The organism is Bradyrhizobium sp. CCBAU 51627 (assembly GCF_028128765.1).
GTDB lineage: Bacteria > Pseudomonadota > Alphaproteobacteria > Rhizobiales > Xanthobacteraceae > Bradyrhizobium.
The window spans coordinates 588572-614955 of the sequence record NZ_LBJG01000005.1 but is presented as its reverse complement, the minus strand read 5'-3'; the positions used below and the strand labels follow the sequence as shown (position 1 = coordinate 614955).

At 64.6% G+C, this 26384-nt stretch carries 16 protein-coding genes and 2 pseudogenes; 7 read left to right on the top strand and 11 right to left on the bottom strand.

Translation table 11 applies throughout. The annotated features are described in order from the left end of the window. Positions 1 to 21: 21 nt before the first annotated feature. The gene (locus tag XH88_RS05220; protein WP_271614370.1) at positions 22 to 3822 is read right to left on the bottom strand and encodes a YhdP family protein; all 3801 of its coding nucleotides are present in this window, start codon (positions 3820 to 3822) and stop codon (positions 22 to 24) included. Between the two features lie 204 nt (positions 3823 to 4026). Between XH88_RS05220 and XH88_RS05215 the strand changes: the two genes are divergently transcribed. Together XH88_RS05215 and XH88_RS05210 are read left to right on the top strand one after the other, a co-directional pair. After that, the gene (locus XH88_RS05215; RefSeq protein ID WP_271614320.1) at positions 4027 to 4728 is read left to right on the top strand and encodes a peroxiredoxin; all 702 of its coding nucleotides are present in this window, start codon (positions 4027 to 4029) and stop codon (positions 4726 to 4728) included. 111 nt (positions 4729 to 4839) lie between these two features. After that, complete coding sequence (locus XH88_RS05210; RefSeq protein ID WP_271614319.1) at positions 4840 to 6198, top strand: peptidoglycan DD-metalloendopeptidase family protein; 1359 nt, start codon at positions 4840 to 4842, stop codon at positions 6196 to 6198. Here the strand turns inward: XH88_RS05210 and XH88_RS05205 are convergent. From XH88_RS05205 to XH88_RS05180, 6 genes are all read right to left on the bottom strand, one after another. Continuing rightward, positions 6195 to 7463 carry an ABC transporter substrate-binding protein gene (locus XH88_RS05205; RefSeq protein ID WP_271614318.1) on the bottom strand — a complete coding sequence of 423 codons (1269 nt, stop codon included), beginning with the start codon at positions 7461 to 7463 and terminating at the stop codon, positions 6195 to 6197. The two genes, XH88_RS05210 and XH88_RS05205, sit on opposite strands and share 4 nt — an antisense overlap. A 170-nt stretch (positions 7464 to 7633) precedes the next feature. Next, complete coding sequence (locus tag XH88_RS05200; RefSeq protein WP_271614317.1) at positions 7634 to 8515, bottom strand: NAD(P)-dependent oxidoreductase; 882 nt, start codon at positions 8513 to 8515, stop codon at positions 7634 to 7636. A gap of 1 nt (position 8516) precedes the next feature. Next, positions 8517 to 9648 (bottom strand): peptide chain release factor 2 gene (gene prfB, locus XH88_RS05195; protein WP_271614316.1). Its coding sequence is split into 2 segments (ribosomal slippage): positions 8517 to 9578 and positions 9580 to 9648, totalling 1131 coding nucleotides; the frame shifts between segments, so codons are not numbered across the junction. Positions 9649 to 9757: 109 nt separating this feature from the next. After that, positions 9758 to 12268, bottom strand: a complete 2511-nt coding sequence (locus XH88_RS05190; RefSeq protein WP_271614315.1) for a penicillin-binding protein 1A — start codon at positions 12266 to 12268, stop codon at positions 9758 to 9760. A gap of 229 nt (positions 12269 to 12497) precedes the next feature. Next, a complete protein-coding gene (locus XH88_RS05185) occupies positions 12498 to 13793 on the bottom strand; it encodes an N-acetylmuramoyl-L-alanine amidase (RefSeq protein ID WP_271614314.1) in 1296 nt (431 codons plus the stop codon). A gap of 613 nt (positions 13794 to 14406) precedes the next feature. Further along, positions 14407 to 15282, bottom strand: a complete 876-nt coding sequence (locus tag XH88_RS05180; protein ID WP_271614313.1) for a hypothetical protein — start codon at positions 15280 to 15282, stop codon at positions 14407 to 14409. Here XH88_RS05180 and XH88_RS05175 point away from each other — a divergent pair. Then, positions 15226 to 17601: an Rne/Rng family ribonuclease gene (locus XH88_RS05175; RefSeq protein WP_271614312.1), complete on the top strand. Its 2376-nt coding sequence runs from the start codon at positions 15226 to 15228 to the stop codon at positions 17599 to 17601. The two genes, XH88_RS05180 and XH88_RS05175, sit on opposite strands and share 57 nt — an antisense overlap. A gap of 65 nt (positions 17602 to 17666) precedes the next feature. Here the strand turns inward: XH88_RS05175 and XH88_RS05170 are convergent, their stop codons facing one another. Continuing rightward, positions 17667 to 18338: a helix-turn-helix domain-containing protein gene (locus tag XH88_RS05170; protein ID WP_271614311.1), complete on the bottom strand. Its 672-nt coding sequence runs from the start codon at positions 18336 to 18338 to the stop codon at positions 17667 to 17669. Between the two features lie 206 nt (positions 18339 to 18544). Here XH88_RS05170 and XH88_RS05165 point away from each other — a divergent pair, with 206 nt between their 5' ends. From XH88_RS05165 to XH88_RS05155, 3 genes are read left to right on the top strand one after another with little or no spacing between them, the layout of a single operon-like run. Next, positions 18545 to 20041, top strand: coding sequence for an amidase (locus tag XH88_RS05165; protein WP_271614310.1), 1497 nt, complete (start codon positions 18545 to 18547; stop codon positions 20039 to 20041). Positions 20042 to 20098: 57 nt separating this feature from the next. Beyond that, complete coding sequence (locus tag XH88_RS05160; protein WP_271614309.1) at positions 20099 to 21313, top strand: MFS transporter; 1215 nt, start codon at positions 20099 to 20101, stop codon at positions 21311 to 21313. Between the two features lie 16 nt (positions 21314 to 21329). Continuing rightward, positions 21330 to 22562, top strand: a complete 1233-nt coding sequence (locus tag XH88_RS05155; protein WP_271614308.1) for an NAD(P)/FAD-dependent oxidoreductase — start codon at positions 21330 to 21332, stop codon at positions 22560 to 22562. A 1-nt stretch (position 22563) separates the two neighbouring features. On the opposite strand, the pseudogene XH88_RS05150 reads toward XH88_RS05155, so the two are convergent. Further along, positions 22564 to 23397, bottom strand: a pseudogene (locus tag XH88_RS05150) (helix-turn-helix transcriptional regulator). Positions 23398 to 23483: 86 nt separating this feature from the next. Between XH88_RS05150 and XH88_RS05145 the strand changes: the two are divergent. Next, a pseudogene (locus XH88_RS05145) lies at positions 23484 to 24409 on the top strand (SDR family oxidoreductase). Here the strand turns inward: XH88_RS05145 and XH88_RS05140 are convergent. After that, the gene (locus tag XH88_RS05140; protein ID WP_271614307.1) at positions 24396 to 25730 is read right to left on the bottom strand and encodes a dicarboxylate/amino acid:cation symporter; all 1335 of its coding nucleotides are present in this window, start codon (positions 25728 to 25730) and stop codon (positions 24396 to 24398) included. The pseudogene XH88_RS05145 and the gene XH88_RS05140 overlap by 14 nt on opposite strands. An 84-nt stretch (positions 25731 to 25814) precedes the next feature. Beyond that, positions 25815 to 26372 carry a biotin transporter BioY gene (locus XH88_RS05135; RefSeq protein ID WP_271614369.1) on the bottom strand — a complete coding sequence of 186 codons (558 nt, stop codon included), beginning with the start codon at positions 26370 to 26372 and terminating at the stop codon, positions 25815 to 25817. Positions 26373 to 26384: the final 12 nt, after the last annotated feature.

Genomic DNA, 26384 nt, shown 5'->3' with positions numbered 1-26384 from the left:
GTCCGGGCAAAAACGCCGCGGCTAACGCCGCACGAGACTGCAACCGTTCGACAATTGTCTTGCCGAACCGGTCGGGCTGTCGCCGGACTGCGACGACGGCAATTCATCGATCGGCGCATTTTGTTTGCCGGTGTTGAATTCCATGATCTTTCGGGTCACGCCGGGAAATATCGCCGAGATCGGATTGACGCGCATCACGGGCGCGCCCGGTGTGCCGACGACCTCGTATGTCACGCCGATCAGTCCCTCCTTATCGCCAGCGCCGAGGAACAACCCGAGTACCGGAATCTGTCCGAACATGTTGTTCAACCCGTACATCGGCACAAAGGTACCGCTCATGCACACCTGGTTGCCGGGATAGTCGATCGAACCCTCGATGGTGGCGCCGATCATCGGGCCTTTGACCACGCCGTCGCGGACCGTCAGCGCGCCGTTCTGACGGATGAACTCGGCGCGGAGCGCGCTGAAGGAGACGCCATTCCCCGTGCCATTCGGAGCGCCGGCTGCAACGCGCTCGAGCTGGGCCTCGCCCTTCACCGTGAAGTCGCGCACGTTGATGAGGCCCTCGCGAGCCGTATTCGGCTCCGACGTCGGCGGCTCCATCGCAACCACCATCTGGCCGCCGATCGCCTTGGTATAAGTATCGGTGAAGCGCAGCAGCGCGCCGGCGTCGTTGGTCTGGAGATAGATGACCTCTCGGCTGCCCTGCGCACGCCCGCCGCGCAAGTCCGCCGCCACCGGCGTGTTCTGACCGATCCTGCCGCTGAGCGAGAACGCCTTGATGGCCCCGCTTCGCTTCGACATCTTGGCGTCGACGCTGCGCATCGCCTCGCCGTTGAAACCCATGACGGCGCCGAGCTTCACGTCGATGTCGAAATCGACGTTCTTGAGCTTGCTCTTGCTGTCGTCCTTGGAATTGCCTGAGATCGCGGACCTGAGGAAACCACGGCCGTCGAACACGTCGCCGCGCATGGTGCCCCTGATGACGCCGTCCTGACCGCGCTCGACCTTCAACGACGTCTTGTCGCCGTCGGACGGCGCATAGGTCGGGAAGTTCGCGTTCATGAGGTCGCCGTTGGGATCGACTTCGAGCGAGCCCTTGATCGAGGCGCCGCCGCCTTCGATGACGATGTCCTCCAGCCGCGTCGATTGCGCCGTCGGCACCACCTTGAATGTCGCCTTGCTCGATTTGCCCGGCAGCTTGACCCAGCCGGGAAGGATATTGTCGAGCTTGACCGACGTCAGGTCTGCCTCGATGCCGAGCTTCGTCGTCGCGTCAGGACCGCCGGCAATCTTGCCCGAAACCTTGATCGGAACCGATCCGCTGACGGCGGGGCTGAGATCGAAGCCGAGGCGCGCACGGCTGGCATCGTCCAGCGTCGTCTGGAGCTTGACGTCCGCATCGCCATCGGTGGCCTTACGGTAATCGAGCGAGGCCGCCTGCCCGTTGATCTTGACGTCGCCCTTGACCTGGTAACCCGCGTTGTTGGCGACGATCTTGAGGGTGTTGGCCTCGAGCTTCTGATTCATCACCAGCTTGTCGGCGGCAAAGCCGTTGAGGTCGGCGGTGACGGCATAGGTGGTATCGGCCTTGGTCAGCTCGCCCTTCACCGGCATGCCCAGCTGGATGTTGGCCGTGAACGTTCCCTTGCTGGCGTTGGGATCGACAACGGTCGACGACAAATCGCTCAACCGATCGTTGGCCAGCATTTCGGCCGCCGCTGGCACCGGACCTTCGACACGGAAGCGGGTCCGCGACGGCGACGGCTTCGGAGCCATATCAGGCACCTCGAAGGTGAAGTCCGAGATCGTGATCTTGCGGCCCGCGGGCGTGTCGGCAATGCCTTGGGCGATATTCACGGTGGCGGTGCGGCCGGTCACGTGGGCCTTGAGGTCGGCGTCGTGCACGACGGGCATGCCGTCGACGGGCCGAACCGCGACGCCGCTCGCAACGATGTTGACCGACAGGCCGTCATCGGGAATCGGCGGCCCCTTGCGCGGCAGGTTACGCGTCGGCGAGTTGATGCCGACCTCGATGCGCTGGAGCGTGCCGCGCTCGATCCGCTCGATGACCCATTGGCGCAGTTCCGGCACGACCAGCGTCGGCCACATCCGCTTCAGTGCGGAGGCTGACATTGGCGTCCCCGCAAAGCCGAGCGTCAGGCGCGGCTCGCCCGAATAGTCGATCGCGCCGGTACCGGCGACGCCGATCTCGCCATTGCTGATATCCGCCTGTGTCAACAGCAGCCGCTTGTGATCGGTGTCGAAGCGGAAGCCGATCGCGATGCGATTGAAGACCAGCGGCGGGTCGTTGTCGATGCCGCCCAGCAGGATCGAACCGCCGCTGAAGCCAAGCTGCCAGTCGTTGATGGTGCCGTTCGGCGGCTCGAGATGGGCCAGCAGCGTCATGCGATTGGCGCCCGAGAGGATCTTGAACGGTGCGACCAGCACCCGCCGTCCCGCATCCCACTCGACATTGATCTCGGCCGAGTCGATCGCCATCGGATAATCGGGCGTGTCGGTGTCGATGATGTTGCCCGCGCCAACCGTGATCTTGCCGCGGAAGAACGTCGGCACGCCGTCGCGGCCAAGCTCGCCCTTCATCTCGCCGGTCAGAGGCAGGTCAGCCGTATAAGTCAGATCCTTGACGCGCAGCGCCAGCAGGATGTTGGAGGTCGAGACCTTGTCCGCGCGGATATCGACCGAACGCACGCCATTCTCGGCAGGTCCGATCGTGGCGCGCAGCGACCACGGATGGGCGCCCTCCTCGCCGAGACTAAGCGCCACGCCACCATGGCTCGGCCGGCGCAGGCTGAGCGTAATGTTCTCAAATGTCCATTTGCTGCCGCGCTGCTGGTCGTCGACGATCAGATTGCCGTTCTTGAGACCGATCTCGTTGAGGTTCTGACCGTCGAGGCCGGTCATGCTCAGGCTGTCGAGCCAGTCTAGTCCCTGAAGGATTCCGCTCTGCGCGGCGGGTTGGGGTGCGGCCTGAGGCGCGTCCGGGGTTGCAGGGACCATCCCGAAAGGCGGCGGCGGCACGCCGTTTCGCGGGAATGTCGGCGGCAGGCCCGCTTCCTTCTTGGACGCGACGCCAGTTGCGAGCGGTTTCGCCGTCTCACCGGCAGACACCGTGACGGTCCCATCAGGTGCGATCCGGATCGCAAGCTCGGCATCGACCAGGTTGAGGCTTTCGGCGCGCAGATGCCCGGAGAGAAGCGCGAGCCCCGACAGCCTCACCTCGGCCTTCGGTGCGCTGGCGACGACGGCATGCTCATGATCGCGCACGATGATGTCGCGGATTCGCACGGCAATCCCGATCCGCCCGGCGCGCTCAATCTGGGTGCCGCCGACCTCCACGGTATTGCCGTGCCCGATATTGTCCTCAATCGCAGCCGCGAGCCAAGGCGTTGCAACGTCGAGATTGATGGGACCGGCGCCGAGCCGCCACCACAGCGCTCCAAAGCAACCGACGAAGATCACGATCATGGTGCCGAGGACGATGGACGTCCGGCGAAGCCAGCGTCCGCTGGGCAGCGCCCGTCGAAACGCCGAGAAACCGTCACCGAGGCGCAAGCGCGAATTGGAACGCGACAACAGGCGGCGTGCGCGATGGCCCGCCTCCTCCTCCTGATCCTGATCCCAATCGGCCTCGTCCCAACCCGGCTGCTCGTGATAGCCGCCGTGCCGATCGAAATCCCGATTATGATCCTGGGGCGACGTATTCCTTGCCATTGCCTCTCGATACAGGCGCCCTTCGTAGGATTGAGCGCCGCCGGGACCGCAGCCATCGACAGGGATCGACGCTCCCCGCCCCGGCATTGCCGCCATACCTCTGATGTTCCTGCTGTTCGTCATTTCGCCCCGGGAGCGCGTTCAACGAGCAGTGGGGTGGTGCGTGGAATTCCTTGTAACCATACTCCGTCGCCGCCAAACTTGCCCGGCCGAGGGCGCGAATCCGGCACACCGGACGAGAGCAGCAATACCGCTTCGGTTGACCCGCCGAAAGCGACGAAAGGAAGGCGTATGTCCAAGACATCCCGAAAGAAATCGTCCAAAACGCCCTCCGGCAGTCCGACCACTAAAAAGAAGCCCATGAAAATACGGGCATCGACTGAAACGCCCAGCGCGAAAACCCGGCGGGCGTCGGCAGGCAAATCAGGCAAGCCGGGCACGCAGACAACATCGCATAAGGCCGCATCGAAACGGTTAAAATCTTCTGAAAAGGCCACCAAGCCCGCCGCCGCCGTGTCCGGCGCCAAACCCGCTCTGGCCGAGGGTCAGAAGGCCCCGGTGTTCCGCCTGCCCCGCGATGGCGGCAATGTGGTCACCCTATCGGATTATGCCGGCCAGAAGCTGGTCCTGTTCTTCTATCCCCGCGCCGACACGCCGGGCTGCACGCGCGAGGCAATTGATTTCACCCGGCTCAAGGATGCCTTCACATCTGCCGGTACCGCAGTGCTGGGCATCTCGGCCGACCCGTTAAAGGCCCAGGAGAAGTTCCGCGACAAGCACAGCCTCGGCATCCCCCTGATCTCGGATGAAGCCCATGAGATGCTGGAGGCGTATGGCGCCTGGGGCGAAAAATCCATGTATGGCAGGAGCTTCCTCGGGATTCTTCGCACAACGGTGCTGATCGGCGCCGACGGCAAAGTGGCCAAGATCTGGCGCAACGTCCGGGTCGACGGCCATGCCGACGAGGTGCTGCTCGCTGCAAGAAGTCTTTAACCAGCCCCGTTAAAATCGGGTGTTCCCGTTTCCGGAAAATTAACCATGACTGGCCCAGATTGCCGCGGCAATTAGGCCGCAAGGAACGTTCCGACCGGCGCGGGAGTGCCGATGTCGAAAAGTTCTGCCCAATATTCGCAGTACCACCAACATCACCCCCACGACCACGGACGGGCCTTCCATCGCCGTCCCGCTGCGGCGGCAGCGGCGATCCCACTTCCCGATAGCGACCACGCCTACACCATCCAGCATCACGGCAAGCAGGTCCGTCTCGGGCCGGTGGTGTTCTGGATCGTGGTCGGCACCATCGTTTTACTCGGCCTTTGGTCGGCGGCGACCGCCACCTATTTCGCGTTCCGTGACGACGTGTTGACCCGGCTGATCGCGCGCCAGGCCGAGATGCAATATGCCTATGAGGACCGTATCGCCGAGCTGCGCGCCAAGGTCGACCGCGCCACCAGCCGACAGCTGCTTGATCAGGAACAGTTCGACCAGAAGCTCGACCAGATCATGAAGCGCCAGACGGCGCTGGAGTCCCGGGCCACGGCGCTCGGGGCCATGCCCGATATCACCGGATCGATCCCCCGCGCGGCCCCGCAGCGTAGCGAGGCGGGCCAGGCGATGCAGAGTACGCCCAAACCGTCGCCGATCAGCGACACTGTGATCTTCGTGGCGCCGCCTGATCGCGAAGCGCGGCTCGAATCGCGCGCGCCAGCTGTGATGGCCCCGCCGGTCAATCAATTCGCCAAGAATCAGGGTTTTGACAATGTCCTGGTCCGGCTGACCAATTCGCTTGATCAGGTTGAGCGCCGCCAGGTCGCGGCGCTCAACGCGGTCGAGGAAGGCATGGATTCGCGGATGCGGCGGATGCGCGGCGTGGTCAGCGACCTCGGCCTGAACCTCGCCAGTCTCGAAGCCTCCGTGCCGCGTGCCGCGATGGGCGGCCCGTTCGTGCCGGTGAAGCTCACCGCGAATGCAGGACCCTTCGAGAAGCAGCTCTATCGCATCAATGTCACACGCGCCGAGATGGACCGGCTCAACCGCACGCTGGCGCAGGTGCCGTATCGCAAGCCCGTCGTCGGCGAGGTCGAATTCACGTCGGGCTTCGGCGTTCGCAGCGATCCGTTCCTCGGTCGGCCGGCGATGCATACCGGCCTCGACTTCCGCGCCGCGACCGGCGACCCCGCACGTGTCACGGCCAACGGCAAGGTGGTCTCGGCCGGCTGGTCCGGTGGTTACGGCCGCATGGTCGAAGTCGATCACGGCAACGGCCTGTCGACCCGCTACGGCCATCTCTCCGAGATCAACGTCAGGGTCGGCGAGATCGTGAAGATCGGCCAGGTGATCGGCCTCGTCGGCTCGACCGGCCGCTCGACCGGCCCTCACTTGCATTACGAAACCCGCATCGATGGCGAGGCCGTCGATCCGCAGAAGTTCTTGCGCGCCGGCGTACGCCTCAGCGCGGGCTAAGGCCGACCATCAGGCGCTCTGCTGGCTCGCAATTGGCCGTGCTCGTGGCCGACCTCACCGGTCATGACGTCGCCGAACAGCTCCCAAGCCTGCCCGTTGAAGCGCATCAGCTGCATCTGCTCGATCGGGAAGTAATCGTCCGGCGAGGTGTTGACCATGATGCCGGGCAGCATCAGGTCGGTGTGGAAATTCTTCAGGCTGGCCGCCTGCTTCATGACGTTCTCGCGCGTGAGATTGTCGCCGCACTGCTTCAACACCTGTGCCATCGCTTCGGCCTCCACGTAGCCGTAGAGATTGTTGGCGTTGGTCTTGTCGCCGTCGGGATAATATCTATCCATGAACGCGCGCCACGCGATCACCGCCGGATCCTTGTCCCAGGTCGGGTCGGTCGGATCCTTCAGATACGCGGTCGAGATGATATCCCTGGAATATTCGAGACCCGCGGGCTTGAGCACCGAGGCGATGGAGGTTGCGGTGTTGGCCAGGAAGAATTTTGGCTTCCAGCCGAGCTCGCCCACCTTCCGGATCGCCTGCGCCGATCCCTTTGGAGCGGCCCATGAGAAGAAGATGTCGGCGCCGGAATCATGCAGAGCGACGATCTGCGAATCGATCGAGGGATCGCTGACCTCGTAGGACTTGTCAGCGACGATCATGCTGGCCTTGTCGCCAAGCCCGTCCTTCAGGCCCTTGAACTGGTCCTTGCCGGCATCGTCGTTCTGCCAGAACACGGCGATCTTGCCGTTCGGAAAATGATCGCGAATGTATTTCGCATAGATCCGTCCCTCGCTCTGGTAATTTGGCTGGAAGCCCATGGTCCAGGGAAAGTTCTTCGGGTCCCCGAACTTGGTGCCGCCGGAGGCGACGAAGAGCTGCGGCACCTTCTTGGCGTTCATGTACTTCATGATCGCGGAGTTCGATGGCGTGCCGAGCGACTGGAAGATCAACAGCACCTCGTCGCTCTCGACCAGCTTGCGCGCCTGCTCGATCGCCTTCGGCGGTGAATAGGCATCGTCATAAGTGATGAAATTGATCTTGCGGCCGTTGATGCCGCCCTGATCGTTGATCATCTTGAAGAACGCGGCCTCGGTCCTGCCGATCACACCATAGGACGATGCAGGCCCGCTATAGGGCATGATGTTGCCGATCTTGATTTCGGAGTCGCTGGCGCCGGGGTCGTATTTCTTCTGCGCCGAAGCCGGTGTCGTGATGAGCACGCCGGCAGCAAGCATGGCGAGGGCATCAAGGCTTTTGCGACGACCCGGCATTGGTCTCTCCCCTACGTTTTGTAGTCTTGTTGTGAGGAGAGTGTCGCAAGGTCGCCAGCGACTGGCAAGCGGCAGGATTTTCCGCCGAGTGAAACGGAACTGATCCAGGCTCAAGATCGCTCGTATGACCTAGCGTCCCCGACGATACCGACGCTGCCCCTTGTCCAAAGCTAGGACGGCTTCTTCGGCCGCGATACCAGCTCGATCATCCTGCCTTCGTCGTCGTCGGGCATCGCGGCCCGCGCCTGCGCATAAGCATCCACGGCAGCGCGCGAGACCAGAGGCTTGTCGGCCAGCAGGCTTTCGGCGAGTTTCACGGCGTAAGCGGCGTCCTTGTGCCGCAGCGCAGCCGTGAACGTCGCGCCGCTGAAATCGCGGGCGACCATGCGCCTGGAATGGCGCGCGACCTGCGGGCTCGCAGCCACGCCAGCCTGGATCGACTCCAGCACCAGCTTCATGTCGAGCCCGGCCTGCTCCGCGATGGCGAGGCCCTCGGCGAGACCGGCGATCTGGATTGCGCCCATGAGATTGTTGATGAGCTTGTAGACCGTGCCAGTGCCGACCGCGCCGAAATGGCGAATGGTCGCGCCGATCGGTTCGAGGAACGGCCGCGCGCGCTCGAGATCGGCGGCATCGGCGCCAACCAGCAGTGTCAGTTTTCCGGTGGCCGCGGCGTCCGGCAATCCCGTCACGGGACAATCGATGTAGATCAGCCCGCGCGCGTTGAGCTCGCGGCCCATCTCGCGGGCGTGGTCATAGGAAACGGTTGAGCACTCGATCGCGATCGTGCCTGATTTCATCGCCTTGGCCGCGCCCTTGGGGCCGAGCCACACTGTGCGCGAGGCCTCGTCATCGGCAACCATGGTCACGACGGCGTCGGCATCGATCGCGGCATCCTCAGGCGACGTCGCCCACTTCGCACCGCGCGCGATCAGGTCTTCCGCTTTGGCCTTGCTGCGATTCCACAGCGTCACCGTGAAGCCGGCATCGAGATAGCGGCCGGCCATGCCGTGGCCCATCCGCCCAAGCCCGATGAAGGCGACGCGGGTCATGCTAGTCCACGTCCTCGATGTCGCCGCTGGTGGTGCCGAAAGCGCGCTGCGCCAGGGTTGCCGCCATGAACTCGTCGAGCTCACCGTTGAGCACGCCCGATGTGTCAGAGGTCTGCACGCCGGTGCGCAGGTCCTTCACCATCTGATAGGGCTGCAGCACGTAGGAGCGGATCTGGTGGCCCCAGCCAATATCGGTCTTCGCGGCCTGGTCCGCGGCGGCCTTCTCCTCGCGCTTCTTCAGCTCGATCTCGTACAGGCGCGCGCGCAGCATGTCCCAGGCTTGCGCCCGGTTCTTGTGCTGGGACCGGCCGGCCTGGCAGACCACCGCCACGCCGGTTGGAATGTGGGTCAGGCGCACCGCGGATTCGGTCTTGTTGACGTGCTGGCCGCCGGCGCCGCCCGACCGCATCGTGTCGGTGCGGACGTCGGATTCCTTGATGTCGATCTTGATGCTGTCGTCGATGACCGGAAACACCTGCACGCTCGAAAACGAGGTGTGCCGCCGCGCATTGGAATCGAACGGCGAGATGCGCACGAGCCGGTGCACGCCGGCCTCGGTCTTGAGCCAGCCATAGGCATTGTGGCCGGAGACCTGGATGGTCGCGGATTTGATGCCGGCCTCTTCGCCTTCGGACTCTTCGAGGTACTCAACCTTGAAGCCGTGCGTTTCGGCCCAGCGCGTGTACATGCGCAAGAGCATCTGCGCCCAGTCCTGGCTCTCGGTGCCGCCGGCGCCGGCATGGACCTCGAGATAGGAATCGAAGCGGTCCGCTTCTCCCGACAGCAGCGCCTCGAGCTCGCGCCGCGCCACCTCCTTCTTGAGGTTCTTCAGCGCAGCTTCAGCCTCGGCCACGACACCGTCGTCGCCCTCGGCTTCGCCGAGTTCGATCATGCCGATGTCGTCCTCGAGCTCCTGCTCGACCTTGCCGATGCCCGAGAGCGAATCCTCCAGCGAGGTTCGCTCCTGCATCAGCTTCTGGGCCTTCTGGGGATCGTTCCAGAGATTCGGATCTTCTGCGAGCTTGTTCAGCTCAGCGAGGCGTGCCGTCGATTTCTCGACGTCAAAGATGCCTCCTCAGCAGCCCGACTGACTGCTTGATCTCTTCTACCAACCGTTCGATTTCGGCGCGCATGTCGTTCTCTGATCTCGCGGAATCCCGCGTGCGATTGAGATGGGGATGTAGCGGCGGCGGCCGCAAAGCGCAACCGCTGCCGCGAAGAACGCCTGTCTTGTCCTAAACCTTAGTACAGCCCGCCGGTGCCCGGCCGCATGAAGAAGCCGGAATCCGGCTGCTGTTGCTGCGAGGCCGGCACGCCCATGCGCCCGTCGGCGTCGGCGACGCCGATGACGGAGTAGTTGTCCGGCGGCGCCGTACCCGGCTTGAAGGCTTCGAGGATGGTTCCCGAGGTCTGCCCTGGAGCTGCGCGCATGCCGGACTTGGCGTCGACCCGGATCAGCTTGATGCCGGCGGGTACCTTGAACGGAACGGCAGGCTTGTCGGCGAGCGCAAGCTTGAGGAAATCGCGCGCAATCGGAGCGGCCAGGTGGCCGCCGGTCGCGGCGTTGCCTCTGCCGAGCGGACGCGGCTTGTCGTAGCCCATGTAGATGGCGACCGCGATATCAGGCGAGAAGCCGACGAACCAGGCGTCCTTGGCCTCGTTGGTCGTGCCGGTCTTGCCGGCGATCGGCTTGCCGACTTCCCTCACCACCGTCGCGGTGCCGGCCTGGACCACGCCTTCCATCAGTTCGGTGATCTGGTAGGCGGTCATGGAATCCAGCACCTGCTCGCGGCGGTCGATCAACTGCGGCTCGGGCTGGTTCTTCCAGCCGCCGGGCGCGTCGCAGCCGCGGCATTCGCGCTGGTCGTGCTTGAAGATGGTGTGGCCGTAGCGGTCCTGGATGCGATCGATCAAGGTCGGCTTCACCCGGCGCCCGCCATTGGCGAGCATCGAATAGGCCGTGACCATGCGCATCGCCGTGGTTTCGCCGGCGCCAAGTGCGTAGGAGAGATAGTTCGGCAGTTCGTCATAGACGCCGAACCGGCGCGCATATTCGCCGATCAGGGGCATGCCGATATCCTGCGCGAGGCGCACCGTCACCGTGTTGAGCGATTGCCGCAGCGCGTTCCGCAGCGTCACCGGTCCCTGATATTTGTTCGCCGAGAAGTTTTCGGGCCGCCACACGCCAGCGCCCTGGCCCTGATCGATTTCGATCGGCGCGTCGAGCACCACCGTCGATGGCGTATAGCCGTTGTCGAGCGCGGCCGAGTAGACGATCGGCTTGAACGACGAACCGGGCTGCCGGTAGGCCTGCGTGGCACGGTTGAACTGGCTCTGGTCGAACGAGAAGCCGCCGACCATCGCGAGCACGCGCCCGGTCCAGGGGTCCATCACCACCATGGCGCCCGACACTTCGGGAATCTGGCGCAGCCGGTACTGACCTTCGACCGGTTGTCCCTCCTTGGTGTAGAGCGGATCGGCATAGATCACGTCGCCGGGCTGCAGCACCTGCGCCACCGAAGTCGGCGTCTTGCCCTTGGTGTTGCCTTGGGCCGCCCTCGCCCAACGCACGCCGTCGAGCGTGACGAGGCCGGTCTCGCGCTGCTTGCTGACGGCGCCGCCGAGCTCGCGGTTCGGCTGGAAGCCGATTCGCGCCGACTGGTCGCTGGTCTCCAGCACCACCGCCATGCGCCACGGCGAGATGTCAGACAGCGATTTGATCTCGGCGAGCTTCACGCCCCAATCGCCCGAAATATCGAGCTTGCTGATGGCGCCGCGATAGCCCTGCTGCTCGTCATAGTTCACGAGACCGGCGACCATGGTCTTGCGCGCCATGACCTGGATCTTCGGATCCAGCGTGGTCCGGACCGACAGACCACCTTCATACAGCTTCTTCTCGCCATAGCGCTCGAAGATGTCGCGGCGGACTTCTTCGGCGAAATATTCGCCGGCGAAGGTGTGGGCGCCGTTCGAACGGTTGGTGACGACCAGCGGCTCCTTGCGCGCCTTGTCGGCATCGGCCTGCTTGATCCAGCCGTTCTCCTGGAGACGATCGATCACGTAGTTGCGACGCTCGATGGCGCGGTCGCGGTTACGCACCGGATGCAGCGTCGCCGGCATCTTCGGCAGCGCCGCCAGATAGGCGGCTTCAGCAATCGTCAGCTCGTTCACCGACTTGTCGAAATAGACCAGCGAGGCGGCAGCAATGCCGTAGGCGCCGAGGCCGAGATAGATTTCGTTCAGATACAGTTCGAGGATCTTGTCCTTCGAATAGGTCTTCTCGATCCGCATCGCCAGCAAGGCTTCCTTGATCTTGCGCGAGAACGAGACCTCGTTGGTCAGGAGGAAGTTCTTGGCAACCTGCTGAGTGATCGTGGATGCACCCTGCGGACGGCGGTTGGAGCCGTAGTTCTGCAAATAGAGCAGGCCCGCACGTGCCATGCCGGTGTAATCGATGCCGCCATGCTCGTAGAAATTCTTGTCTTCGGCCGCGAGGAACGCGTTGATCACGAGCTTCGGCACCGCCTGGATCGGCAGGTAAAGCCGCCGCTCCTTGGCGTATTCGCCAAGCAGCGAGCCATCGACCGCGTGCACGCGGGTCATCACCGGCGGCTCGTAATCCTGAAGCTGAGAGTAATCGGGCAAGTCCTTGGAGAAATGCCAGATCAGGCCTGCTACGGCCCCGACACCGACAAGGAACACCACCGTTCCCGCGGCGAACAGGAAGCCCATGAACCGCACAAGCAAGCGCATTATGTATTTATCCGTTCAATCCCAGGATCAGCCCAAGGCGCCCAAACCAGAATTAAAGAGGCGCCGTCCTCATGTCGCGAATTCACCGGCCTACTCAATACCATCAATGCCGGACCGAAAGACGCTTGCCGAACAGGATTCTCGTCGATTCCGGAACCCCCTGCGCCGTTTTTATAAGGCGCCCGCTGTGGCCAAACTAGGGCTTAACAGCTGAACCGGCATTCCCTTCTCAATTCCCAGGTCCCGCCGTCGCCATCCGCTTGGCCAGGAACGTGTCGATCGCCTGGGCCATCGAGCCCACAGCGCGCGACCGCCAGCTTTCGGAGACGAGATGCTCGAGATCGCCCTTATTGGAGACATAACCGATCTCGACCAGCACCGAGGGCACGTCAGGGGCCTTCAGCACCCTGAAACCGGCCGATTTCAGAGGATGCTTGTGCATCCGCACCGTCGACTTCATTTCGCCCATCAGCAGATGGGCAAAACGGTTTGAAAAGGTGCGGGTTTCCCGTTGCGTCAGGTCGATCAGGATGTCGGCCACATCGGTCGGCTCCTCCGACAGATTGAAGCCGGCAATGGCGTCGGCGCGGTTTTCGGCATCGGCCAGGCGCTGGGCCTCAGCGTCGGAGGCCTTGTCCGACAGCGTGTAGATGGTCGCCCCCTGCGCGTCGCCCTCGGCCTTTGGCAGCGCGTCAGCGTGAATGGAGACGAACAGCGCGGCGTTCAGATTGCGGGCGATTTTGCTTCGGTCGTTGAGCGGGATGAAGGTGTCGTCGTCCCGGGTCATCACGACACGGTATTTGCCTGATTGCTCCAGCCGGTCACGCAGCGCCAGACCAAAGGCCAAAACCAGGTTCTTCTCGCTCTCGCCGCTCGACTGGGTGCCGTTGTCGATACCGCCATGGCCGGGATCGATCACGACGACCGGACGACCATCGGACGGCGCTCCCGGCTTTGGCGGCGCCGGTTCAGTTGCAGGAATCGTTGCCGGCGGCACCGCTGCGACCGCCGGGCGCAATTCGGGACGAGTCTCCGGCGCGGGCGTCTGCACGAAGGCCGCGCGGTCGACCTCCTCCAGCTCGAGCACCAGCCGGGCCGGCTGGCCATTGGCCGCCTCGAGAACATAGGAATTGGTGATCTTGGCCGGCCCGGTGAGATCGAACACGATTCGGGAGCCGCCGGGCATCACCAGCCCGTAGCGGAAGGCTTTGACCAGCCCTCGCCCGGCCCCGGTGCCACGGGCCAGTTGAAAATTCACCTGGGGAACGTCGACCACGACCCGATAGGGATCAGCAAGCGTCGTGGTGCGGAAGCTGACGGTCCGGTCAAGGTCGAGAATGAATCGAGTCTGCTTGCCGTCACCAGCCAGGCGCGCGGCCGTGGCGACCGGGAAGTTCGCTGCGGCAACAGGGGGTTGGGACGGGCTCTCCGCCGCGCTCAAGCGCGAGGAATCGGCACACGGCAATGCTGCGGCGCACAGAAGCGCAAATCCCAGCAGAACCCGTTGATTTGTGCGGCTCGCCACCGAATCCGTGCCTCCGAGCAGCCTCTTTAACGCAATAGAACCACAGGGTTAATCGATCCTTAATGACGGAGACGCGAAACTCTCCGACTGTGACCGGCGTGCGACGCTCCCTTGCACCGATGGCCCATTCCTCGTATGTACGGATTGCTGACGGCCAATGATTTCCGGTTGTGTCGCATTCAGCCTCCCGGTGCAGCGCCGGAGCTCCCAAGGTTTGGGAATTCCAGCGTTTTTCTGTTCTCTCCAGCGGCCAGCGCGGTGCGCGGCAGCGAGGCGGAACGGGGCAGGCCCCGGCGGCGGACGGTTTCCGGTTACCACACTGTTTCCGGGACAGTTTTGACAGCGACGCGGCCAGTTACCCACCCCCTTAATCCCAAGGGGGCGGTTCTCGATCCAAGGCGAGCGCACACGCGCCATGCCTGGCCAACAGCAACTGATTAGGGGCGGCCCCGCCGTCCAATGTTTCATACGGGCCGACGCTTGATGCGCCAGACTGTGCCGACCAATTCTGAAGGATCATTCGCGATGCTGCGGAGTGAAAATTCCGCACGCCGCTTCGGTCCTGAAGCTGCTGGTCCGGCAAGGCGCGAGAGGCGGCGTTTCGGCCTTCCCCTCACCCCCGAATCAGGTGGACCGTCGCATCACCCGGCAGCGCTCTTCGCGCCCACGGTGAATCGCGCCCGCCGCCGCCAAGAGTTAAGACATGCCCAACAAGATGTTGATCGATGCCACCCACCCGGAAGAGACCCGGGTCGTCGTGGTCCGCGGGAATCGCGTCGAAGAGTTTGACTTCGAGACCGCACAACGCAAGCAACTGCGCGGGAACATCTACCTCGCCAAGGTCACAAGAGTCGAACCCTCGCTCCAGGCCGCCTTCGTTGAATATGGCGGCAACCGCCACGGCTTCCTCGCCTTCAGCGAAATCCATCCCGACTACTACCAGATCCCGGTTGCCGACCGGCAGGCGCTGATCGAGGCCGAGGAACAGGCCCATCGCGAAGCCGAGGAAGAGAGCGAGAACCGCTCCCACGGCCGCCGCCGCTCGCGCCACCGCAACGCCCGCCGCCGCGGCCATGGCGAGCGCGTCCGCAGCGACATCGTCGAAGGCCTCGATGCAGGCGCCGATCCCGCGGCCCAGCCGGTCGAGGGCGAGGCCCAGCCGGAGCACGCCGAGGCGGCGCCGCATCAAGGCGAGCACCCGCATGCGGATGCCGAGCACCACGGCGAGCACGAAGACCACGACCATGATCATCATGATCACGATCACGACGATCACGGGCATGACGATCATGAGCACGATGATCACGGGCACGATGATCATCCGCACGCCCATGATGACGAGCACGCGCACGATCATGACGAGCATGACCACGACCACGGCCATCATGCCGACGAGACGCCCGCGCCCGTCGCGGCGATTGGCGCCGAACCTGTGGTCGCGGCCGAGACGATTGCCGAGCCTCAGGAGGCTCCCGCGGTCGAAGCGCATGGCGAGGGCTTTGCCGAAGTCGTGACCTCGGTCGCCGAGCCGGCCGATGCCGTTTACACCGCCGGCGCAACGGTCGATGCGCCTCATGGCGAGGCAGCTGACGCTGCCAGTGAAGACGACGAGGACGAGGACGGCGAGGAAGCCGAAGAGGAAGTCGTCGAATCCGTCGGTGGTGACGACGTGCTGGAGGAAGTGCCGGAGCGTACCTTCCGTCCGCGCCGCCAGTACAAGATCCAGGAAGTCATCAAGCGCCGCCAGGTGATGCTGGTGCAGGTGGTCAAGGAAGAGCGCGGCAACAAGGGCGCGGCGCTGACGACCTATCTGTCGCTCGCCGGCCGCTATGCCGTCTTGATGCCGAACACCGCGCGCGGCGGCGGCATCAGCCGCAAGATCACCTCGGCCCAGGATCGCTCGCGCCTGAAGGAAGTGGTGCAGGATCTCGACGTGCCCGAGGGCATGGGCATCATCCTGCGCACCGCGGGCGCCGCCCGCACCAAGCCCGAGATCAAGCGCGATTTCGAGTATCTGATCCGGATGTGGGAGACGGTGCGCGACCTCACGCTGAAGTCGCAGGCTCCGACGCTGGTTTACGAGGAAGGCTCGCTGATCAAGCGCTCGCTGCGCGACCTCTACAACAAGGAGATCGACGAGATTCAGGTGGCCGGCGAAGCCGGCTACCGCGAAGCGCGCGACTTCATGAAGATGCTGATGCCCGCCAATGTGAGCGCGGTGAGGCAGTATCGCGACGGCCAGCCGCTGTTCTCGCGGATGGGCGTCGAGAGCCAGCTGGACGCGATGTTCTCGCCGACCGTGCAGTTGCGCTCCGGCGGCTACATCGTGATCAACCAGACCGAGGCGCTGGTCTCGATCGACGTCAACTCCGGCCGCTCGACCCGCGAGCACCATATCGAGGACACCGCGCTCAAGACCAATCTGGAAGCGGCCGAAGAGGTTGCCCGCCAGCTTCGCCTGCGCGACCTCGCCGGCCTGATCGTCATCGACTTCATCGACATGGACGAGAAGCGCAACAACCGCTCGGTCGAGCGCAAGCTGTCCGATTGCCTGCGGCAGGATCGCGCGCGCATCCAGGTCGGCCGCATCTCGCATTTCGGCCTGCTGGAGATGTCGCGCCAGCGCATCCGCGCCAGCGTACTAGAGAGCTCGACCGATCCCTGCCCGCATTGCGGCGGCACCGGCCATGTCCGCTCGGTGTCCTCGGTGGCGCTGCAGCTGCTGCGCGGGCTCGAAGAGATCCTGATGAAGGGCGCGACCCACAATCTCGTGGTCCGCACCCGAACCGACGTGGCGCTCTATGTGCTGAACCACAAGCGCGGCCATTTGCGCGACCTCGAGAACGGCTTCAAGGTCACGCTGTCGGTCATCGCCGATCAATCCATCAGCGGCCCGCAGGCCTACGTCATCGATCGCGGCGAGCAGGTGCATACGCTGGAAGCCGCCAAGGCCCTGCTCGCAGCGCAGGCGGCCGCAAGCCCGCCGCCCTTGGCCGAAGAGACCTATGACGACGAGGACGGTTTCGACCTTGAGACCGAAGCCGAGGTCGAGACCGACGAGACTGAAGGTCTCGCCGAGGAACAGGTCTTGGGTGAAGCCGCCGCCGAAGGGGACGGCCAGCGCCGCAAGCGCCGCCGCCGTCGTCGCGGTCGCGGCGGTCAGCGCGAGGGTGAGCTTCGCGAGGACACTGCACCGACGCTACCCGAAGCAGCCCTGGTCGCCGGCGAAGGCGACGAGGACGGCGAGTCCGAGCAGGATGGCGAGGAAGGCGAGGAACAGGCCGCCCGTGGCGAGCAGCAGGTCGGCGGCGAGCGCCGGCGCCGGCGTGGTCGCAGGGGTGGGCGCCGTCGGCGCGGTGGTAGTGAGGAAGGCCTCGCCGGATCCATCGGCGACGAGCTCGGCGGCAGCAATCCACCGTCTGAAGCGACCGAGGCGGTGGCCGATTTCGATGGCGCGTCCGGCGGCGAATCCGCTCCGTCGATTGCGCATTCGGAGCACATGGCCCCGGTTGAAACGTTGCAGCCCGAGCCTCAGGCACCCGTTCAAACGCCGGTCCAGCCTGCGCCCGTCGCTGTCGCGGACGAAGAGCCCGCGGTCGACGAAAAGGCAACACGCCGTCGTTCGACCGTCCGCGAGAAGGTGAGCTTCCTGACGGGCAGCCCGAGCGAGCCGGCAACCCCGGTTGCAGCTGCGCCTGAACCCGTTGCGCCGCCTGCGCCCGAAGCGGCGCCGGAACCGGCAGCCGAGACGCCGGCGGCCCCGCGTCGCGCCGGTTGGTGGTCGCGCCGGTTCGGTGGCGGCGAATAAAGCAAACGCCCAAATGAAACGCCCGGCAAAAGCCGGGCGTTTTTCGTTTCGTGCCTTGCCGAACGCTACGGCGGCAGTTCGTCATCAGCAAGCGGCGCCACGTCGCGCGATGCGATCTGGCGAAGCTGGTCGTAGAGATCGGGCGCTTCGCTGGTGCAGAGACAGACGCCCTTGGCGGATGCTGCTTCGCCGGCGTTGAGATAGGCGTGGCCCATGGTGCTGTCGAGATAGATGCCGTCGCCCTCGCCAAGGATCTCGGGCGCGTAGAACTCCGTGTGAACAGCGACGCGTCCGCTCGTCACCAGGAAATACTCTTCACCGGCGTGGCGCAGCAGCGGGCCGAATTCATCCAGCGAGCGCGCGCGGACCTCGGCCACGATCGGCACCATGCGTTTGCCGATCAGGTCGGTGCATTGATAGGTGTAGGTGTAGAATTTCGTATTGATCAGCTGCCCCTGCCCGGCCCGGCTGATGCTCCGCCGGGCGGTGACCGGCCGACCTTGCGCGGGCGCCGGATTGAACAGCTCCGCGATTTCCATCTTCAGGCCCGAGGTGAGCTGGAGCAGCTTGTCGTAGGTCAGCGACATCAGGCCGTTCTCGACCTTCGACAGCGTCGACAGCGCCATGCCCGTGCGTTCCGCGACCTGCTTGAGCGTCAGGCCACGCGCTTGGCGGGCGGCCTTGAGACATTGGCCAAGCTGGGAATTGGCCCCTTCGGGCGTCGTGATCTCGCTCATGCGGCAAGCCTACCATGACTGCAGAAAAGTTGTTGACTTATCCGCCTAGTCTTTTCGGCGACAAGCGCGGGCTAGCGCCTCTTCGGGGCGCCTTTCGGGCGAAAAGCCAAGAATTGTGCAGAAATCGACCTCTTTGACGAATATTGGTGCGTCGAGCCCATTTTCCGATATGCTAAATCGTTTTCATAATCTGAAAGGGACTGGCGTTGCCGGAGCTATGTGATACGAGTGCCGTTGAGCTGCACCACCTGCTGGCCGCACGGAAGATCTCTCCTGTCGAACTGCTCGACGCCTGTCTGTCACGCATCACCAGCACCAATGCTGCCGTCAACGCCGTCGTGACCCTCGACGAGCCCGGTGCACGCGCCGCCGCGAAGGAGGCCGAGACTGCGATCCTGCGCGGAGAGAATCGTGGCGCGCTGCACGGACTCCCCGTCCTGATCAAGGATACGCAGGACACCGCCGGGATGCGCTCCACCTATGGCAGCCCCCTGTTGCGTGACCATGTACCGGTCGCCGATCAGGGCTCGGTCGCCCGATTGCGCGCCGCCGGCGCCATCATCTTTGGCAAGACCAACACGCCGGAATGGGCCGCGGGCGGCAACACCCGCAATCCCGTCTTCGGCGCGACCGGCAATCCCTTCGATCCCACGCGCTCGGCGGCCGGCTCGTCCGGCGGCTCGGCGGTCGCACTCGCTTGCGGCATGGCTTCGCTTGCCTCGGGCTCCGACACCGGCGGATCTCTGCGCAATCCGGCGGGCTATGCCGGCATCGTCGGCATGCGCCCCTCCTACGGCCTTGTGGCGAGCGAGAAACGCGCCTTCGGCTGGTCCAACCTGTCGACCGACGGACCGATGGCGCGCAGCGTCGCCGATACCGCACTGATGCTGTCGGTGATGGCGAGCGACGATCCCCGCGATCCGCTCGCCTACACGCTGCCCGGTGAACCGGTGCGCGCGCGCGCCGAACGCTGGGCTGGGCCGCGCCCCGCCGATCTCGGCAAGCTGCGTCTCGCCTTCACTGAGGATTTTGGCTTCGCTCCAACCGAGCAGGCCATCCGCCGCGTCTTCCGCAATCGCGTCAGCAAGCTCGCACCATTGTTCGTCGAAAGCCGCGAAGCTGCCCCCGACTGCACCGGTGCCGATGATGCCTTCGCCGTGCTGCGCGCGGGCCTGTTCCTGGCGATGCACGGCAAGAACTACAAAGAGCGGCCCGAGATGCTCGGCCCCAATGTCCGCGCCAATGTCGAGGAAGGCCTCGGCTACACGCTCGAAGACCACGCCCGCGCGAGCACGACGCAGACGCGGATCTATCGCGCCTACCAGAGCTTCTTCGAACATCACGACGTGCTGATCAGCCCGACCATCACGCTTAGCCCGCGGCCGTGGTCGGAGCTCTATCCCGCCGAAATCGACGGGATGCCGACCAAATCCTACTTCCACTGGCTCGCGCTTGCTTACGCCGTGACACTTGCGGGCCACCCCGCGATCAGCATTCCTCTCGGCCGCGATGAAGCCGGCCTGCCTTTCGGCCTTCAGATCGTCGGCCCGCGCGGCGGCGATGCCATCGTGCTCTCGGTCGCCGCCAGCATTGAGGAGGCGTTCGCAGGTGATGCGCAGATGTGCCGGCCGGTGCCTGATTTGGCGCGACTTGCCGCGGCGCCGCCGCTGTCGTCGGCACCCGGCTTCCTCACCTGGGAATAGAGTCCGGGATTAGACCAACACGAGCAGGCGGGGACCGCCGGCAAACCGGAGACGAGGATGACTGAACTGTCGCAGCGGAAAACCGGAATCGTCGCGTTTGTCCTGCTCTACATTGCCTACTGCATCTCCTATATCGACCGCGCGGCGATCTCGCTGGCGCTGGCGCAGATCGGCAAGGACTTCAATCTCCAGGCCGCCGACCTCGGCATCGTCATCAGCGCGTTCTTCTTGGGCTATGCCGCGATGCAAGTGCCGGGTGGATGGCTATCCGATCGCTTCGGCTCGAAATATGTGGTGATCGTCACGATCGTGATGTGGTCGATTTTCACGGCCTTCACCAGCCTCGCCTGGTCGCTGACCTCGCTGGTCGCGATCCGCTTCATCTTCGGCATCGCCGAGGGTGGCTTTCCGCCGGCGAGCATCCGCGCCATCGCGGAGTTGTTCAAGAAGGACAGCCGGCCAAAAATGTCGGCGCTGCTGCTGTCGTCCAATTATGCCGGCAGCATGATCGCGCCGTTGATCATGGCGCCGCTGATCCTCTGGCTGGGCTGGCGTCATGCCTTCAATACCATCGGCATCGCCGGCATCGTGTTCGCGGCAGTCTATTTCGTCTTCGTTCCGCATCTTTCGCGTATCGGCGTCGGGCCCGTGACGGCGAAGCCCCGGGCGCCGATGCGCGAGCTGATGAAGAATCCGCTGCTCTGGCAGTTGATGGTGGTGTGGTTCGGCCTGAGCTGCGTCAACAAGGGCCTCGATTCCTGGATGCCGCTCTATCTGCTGCAGCAGCGCGGGCTCGATCTCAAGACGGTCGGCATCGTTGCGCCGATCCCGTTCGTGATGGCCACGATCGCAACCGCGATCGGCGGCTGGGTGATGACGACGTTCTTCTCCGAGCGCGAGAAATATCTCCTGATCGGCAGCTCGACGTTGACCGGCATCTTCCTCTACGCCATGTACAAGGCGGAGACGATCACGGTGCTGATCGTCTTTCAGTCGCTGGTCTACTTCTTCAAATCCTTCGTGCTGGCTGCGGTGGTTGCGCTCCCGACCAAATTGCTCCGCGACGATCAGATCGGATCTGGCGTCGGCATGGTCAATCTCGGCGGCCAGAGCGCGGGCTTCGTTGCGCCGGCCATCATGGGCTTCATCGTGACCGGAACCGGATCATTCGACGCGGCCTTCGGCTTCCTGGTCGCGATGACGGCGTTGTCCGTGATCGTCGCGACCACCATCAACACGGCGCAGCCCAAGCTCGCGCCGAAGCCGGCCTGAGAGGAGAGATCTTTCGATGCAAAGCGCAATCGTTCTCGGCGGCGGCATGGTGGGCGTGAGCGCCGCCTTGTATCTGAAGCAGCGCGGCTGGACCGTTGCGCTGGTCGACCGAAGGGAGCCGGGCCGAGAGACCAGCTACGGCAACGCCGGGATGATCCAGGCGGAGGCGGTGCGGCCCTATCCGATGCCGCGTGACCTCGCTTCACTCCTGAACATCGCGACTGGCCGCACCAACGATGTGCGCTACAGCCTCTCGTCGCTTCATCGTCACGTCGAGCCGCTGCTGCGCTATTGGTGGCACTCGGCACCGAAGCGGCATCGCGAAGCGATCGAGGCCTGGGCCCGTCTGATCGCCTACGCGACGCCCGAGCACGACATCCTCATCCGCGAGGCCCATGCCGACAATCTGATCCGCCGCGCCGGCTATCGCGTGCTGCACCGTGACGCCGCCTCCTTCGACCAGGCTGTTAAGACGGCCGAGGAAGATCGCCGCGACTTCGGCGTGAATTTTCGCGTGCTCTCCGGCAGCGAGCTGACCAAGGCCGAGCCGATCCTTCGCGACGACCTTCCCGGCGCGATCCACTGGCTCGACACCTGGACCGTGTCCGACCCCGGCGCCCTGGTCACGGCCTACGCCGATCTGTTCGAACGATCGGGCGGCAGCATCGTGCTCGGCGATGCGCAGTCGCTTCAGCAGACCGCGACCGGATGGTCGGTCGAGACCGACAATGGCCGCATCGATGCCGCCAACGCCGTCGTCACGCTCGGGCCGTGGTCGCCCGATCTGTTGCACCAGTTCGGCTATCGGATTCCGCTGGTGCGCAAGCGCGGCTACCACATGCATTACAGCGGCGGCGCCTCGCTCGATCTGCCGCTGGTCGACAAGGGCGGCGGCTACGCCATGGGCCCGATGGCCAAGGGAATTCGTATCACCACCGGCGCCGAGCTGACGGGACCGGATGCGCTGGCAACCCCGGTGCAGCTCGCCAGCGCCGAGGCCTCCGCGCGCGAGCTGATCAATCTCGGCCAGCGCGCCGAGCCGGAGCCGTGGTTCGGCACCCGCCCCTGCACGCCCGACATGGTGCCTGTGCTCGGCCGCGCCCCCCGTCACCCCGGCCTCTGGATGAATTTCGGCCACGGTCACCAAGGCTTTACGCTCGGCCCCGCCACCGGACGCCTGCTCGCGGAGATGATGAACGGCGAGACGCCGTCGATCGATCCGACGCCGTACCGGCCCGAGCGGTTCTAAATTAGCTGTCGACCTTTGCGGCCAGGACAGCCCTGATGCGCCGGGCGTCCTCCGGCGTCGCCGGATTGTAGACGACCATGCCGAGATCGGGCCGGCCGTCGACGGCGAAGGCGGAATATTCGAACGCGATCGGACCGAGCACGGGATGGCGCAGATGCTTGATGCCCTCGCCATGGGAGCGGACGTCGTTATCTGCCCACAGCTTTGCGAATTCGGGGCTCTCGCGGCAGAGCTCATCGACGAATTCAGCGACATGCGAGGCCGCCCCGGCGCGCGCCACATCCGCGCGGAACGCCGCGACCACGAAGCGCGCGACGCTCTTCCAATCATATTGGGCGGCGCGCACTTGCGGCTCGCAGAAGATCAGGCGCAGGATGTTGCGCCGTTCCGGCGGCAGCTTCGAATAGTCGGTCAGCACGATCGTGGCCGCACGATTCCACGCGACGACATCCCAGGTCACGGTCCTGATGATGGCCGGACTGGTCCCGAGCGTCGAGCACGCGCTGCAGTCGCGGCGAGACGCCGTCACTCACCTGGTAACGGACCTCGGGCGGACGGCCTAGACCGATCAGGAAAAGATGTTCGCGCTCGACGTCGGTCAGCATCAGCGCACGAGCGATCCGGTCGAGCACGTCGGCGAGGGCGCGCCGCCACGCCCCTGCTCCAGCCACGTGTACCAGTCGGGCTGATATTGGCCCGCTGCGCCGCCTCCTCGCGCCAACAGCCCCGGCGTGCGCCTGCGGCTGCCGCCAAAGCCGAACGCGGCTGCGTCAAGCTGGGTTCTACGGTCCTTCAAATAGGTCCCGAGCACGTTCTCGCCGGCGGCGATGCCCATCCGGCATTATAACCTGATAAGCTCACTGCTTTACCTGGATAATTCTAGCGCAGATGGTCGTCTCCACCAACTCTGGAGAATTGCTCATGCGTGTCTTCGTCACTGGCGCCACCGGCTTCGTCGGCTCTGCCGTCGTTCGGGACCTGATCGCGGCCGGCCACAGCGTGCTCGGACTTGCCCGTTCCGAAGCAGGCGCGGCGTCACTCGCTGCCATGGGGGCCGAGGTTCATCGCGGCTCGCTCGAGGACCACGCGTCCTTGCGCAGCGGCGCGGCCCGCTCCGACGGCGTGCTGCATCTCGGCTTCAACCACGACTTCTCGAAATTCCTCGACAATTGCGAGCTCGACCGCCGCGCCATTCTCGCGCTCGGCGAGGAGCTCAAGCGCTCCGCCCGTCCGCTGATCGTCACAGGCGGGGTCGCGCTGCTCGCGCCCGGACGACTTGCGACCGAGGACGACCCATCCGCGCGTCGCTTTCCGCGCGTATCCGAAGCCGTCGCCGAAGACCTGGCGGCGCAAGGTCTGCGTACGGCGGTGGTGCGCCTGCCGCCTTCCACCATGGCGAAGACGACCATGGCTTCGTCCCCATCCTGATCAACATCGCGCGCGAGAAAGGCGTATCGGCCTATGTCGGCGACGGGATGAACCGCTGGCCTGCCGCGCATCGCTTCGATGCCGCGCGCGTCTATCGGCTCGCACTTGAGCAAGGCGCAACCGTACCGCGCTATCATGCGATCGCCGAGGAAGGCTTGCCGTTCAAGACTATTGCAGAGGTGATCGGCCGAAGTCTCGGCGTGCCCGTCGTCTCAAAATCACCGGAGGAAGCGGCCGATCATTTCGGCTGGTTCACGCAATTTACCGGTATCGACGTGCCGACATCGAGCGCAAAGATCCGCGCGGCTCTCGGCTGGGAGCCGAAAGAAAAAGGGCTGATCGAGGATCTCGATCAGCCCTATTACTTCAAGGTTAGACAGCGCGGCTCGCGCCGTCAAATCCGCCTCAATCCGTCGTGATCGCCGTCTCCATGTCGGTCGGATCGATCTGCCGGCTCAGCCGCGCGGTGAGCCTGTCGCGATCGAGCTCGCCCTCCCACCAGGCGACGATCACGCAGGCGACGCCGTTGCCGCAGAGATTGGTCAGCGCGCGGCACTCGCTCATGAACTTGTCGATGCCGAGCACGATCGCCATGCCCGGCACGAGCCGCGGATCGACCACCGCAAGCGTCGCCGCCAGCGTGATGAAGCCCGCCCCGGTGATGCCGGAGGCGCCCTTCGAGGTCAGCATCGCCACGACCAGGATGGTGAGCTGCTGGCCGAAGGTGAGATCGAAGCCAAGCGCCTGGGCAATGAAGAGCGTCGCCAGCGTCATGTAGATGTTGGTGCCGTCGAGGTTGAATGAATAGCCCGTGGGCACCACGAGACCGACGACCGATTTGGAACAGCCGAGCCGCTCCAGCTTCTCCATCAAGGACGGCAGCGCACTCTCGGAGGACGACGTGCCGAGCACGATCAGCAGCTCATCCTTGATGTAGGCCAGGAACTTGAAGATCGAGAAGCCAGCGAGACGCGCAATGATGCCGAGCACGACGAAGACGAACAGCGCAGCGGTGAGGTAGAAGGTCGCGATCAGGCCGATCAGATTGAGGATCGCGCCCGAGCCGAACTTGCCGATGGTGAAGGCCATCGCGCCGAACGCACCAAGCGGCGCCGCGCGCATCACGATGGAGATGACGCCGAACACCGCATGCGCGGCGTCGTCGATGAAGCTGCGGATGGTGTGGCCGCGCTCACCCAGGCTCATGATGGCGAAGCCGAACAGCACCGAGAACAGCAGCACCTGCAGGATCTCGCCTTGCGCGAACGCGCCGACCACGGTGTCGGGAATGATGTGCAGGATGAAGTCGACCGACTTCTGACCTTGAGCCTGCTTGGCGTAGTTGGCGACGGCCTGCGCGTTGGCCGCCGCACTGCCGAAGCCCGCGCCCGGCTTCACGACGTTGCCGATGATGAGACCGATGATGAGCGCGAACGTGGAGACGATCTCGAAATAGACCAGCGCCTTGACGCCGATGCGTCCGACCTTCTTGGCATCCTGGATGTGAGCGATGCCGGAGACCACGGTGCAAAAGATGATCGGGGCGATCACCATCTTGATCAGCTTGACGAAGCCGTCGCCGAGCGCCTTGATCCAATCGTTGGTGGCAACGGACGGCCAGAACGAGCCGACGATCGCGCCGAGCACGATGGCGATCAGCACCTGGACATAGAGAATTTTGTACCACGGCTTGGCCGCAGCAGGTGCAGCCGGCGCCCCGGCCATCGTCGTCGTTGTCATTGTTTCACTCCCCCTCAAAAACTCAGAGCCAGCCAAGATCAACTTGGCCGGCCCTGTCAATTGGAACATTCCGTAGGGCGGGATCTAGCTACGGCGATCGACGATCCGACGCACCGCCGGCATCAGCGCGGCGCCGAGCGCGTTCTTGATGACGGAGGCCGCGATGAACGGTGCGACGCCGACCACCCAGGCCTTGGTTCCACCAAGGCCGATGCCGTACGCCAACCAGCCGAAGCCGGCGATGAAAATGACGAGATGGCCGACCGCCATTGCCGCAAACAGCAGCACGACGTTGCGATCCCAGCCACGCTCGGCCAGCCAGCCTGTGGTGAAGGCAGCCGCCACGAAGCCGTAGAGATAGCCGGCGGTCGGACCGACCAGCGGTGCAACTCCACCGACCGGGCCTGCGAATACCGGCAGTCCCATTGCGCCCTCGGCGAGGTAGGCGATCATGGTTGCGCTGCCAAGGCGCCAGCCATAGGCCGCACCGATCGTCAGCACGACCAGCGTCTGCAGCGTCATGGGCACATAAGGCAGCGGCAGATTCACCTTGGCTGACAGCGCCATCAGTGTGGATCCGAGCCCGATCAACACGAAGGCGCGGAATGCGCCGACGGCTTCACCCGGCCGGCTGGGCCACATCACTGCAGCAAG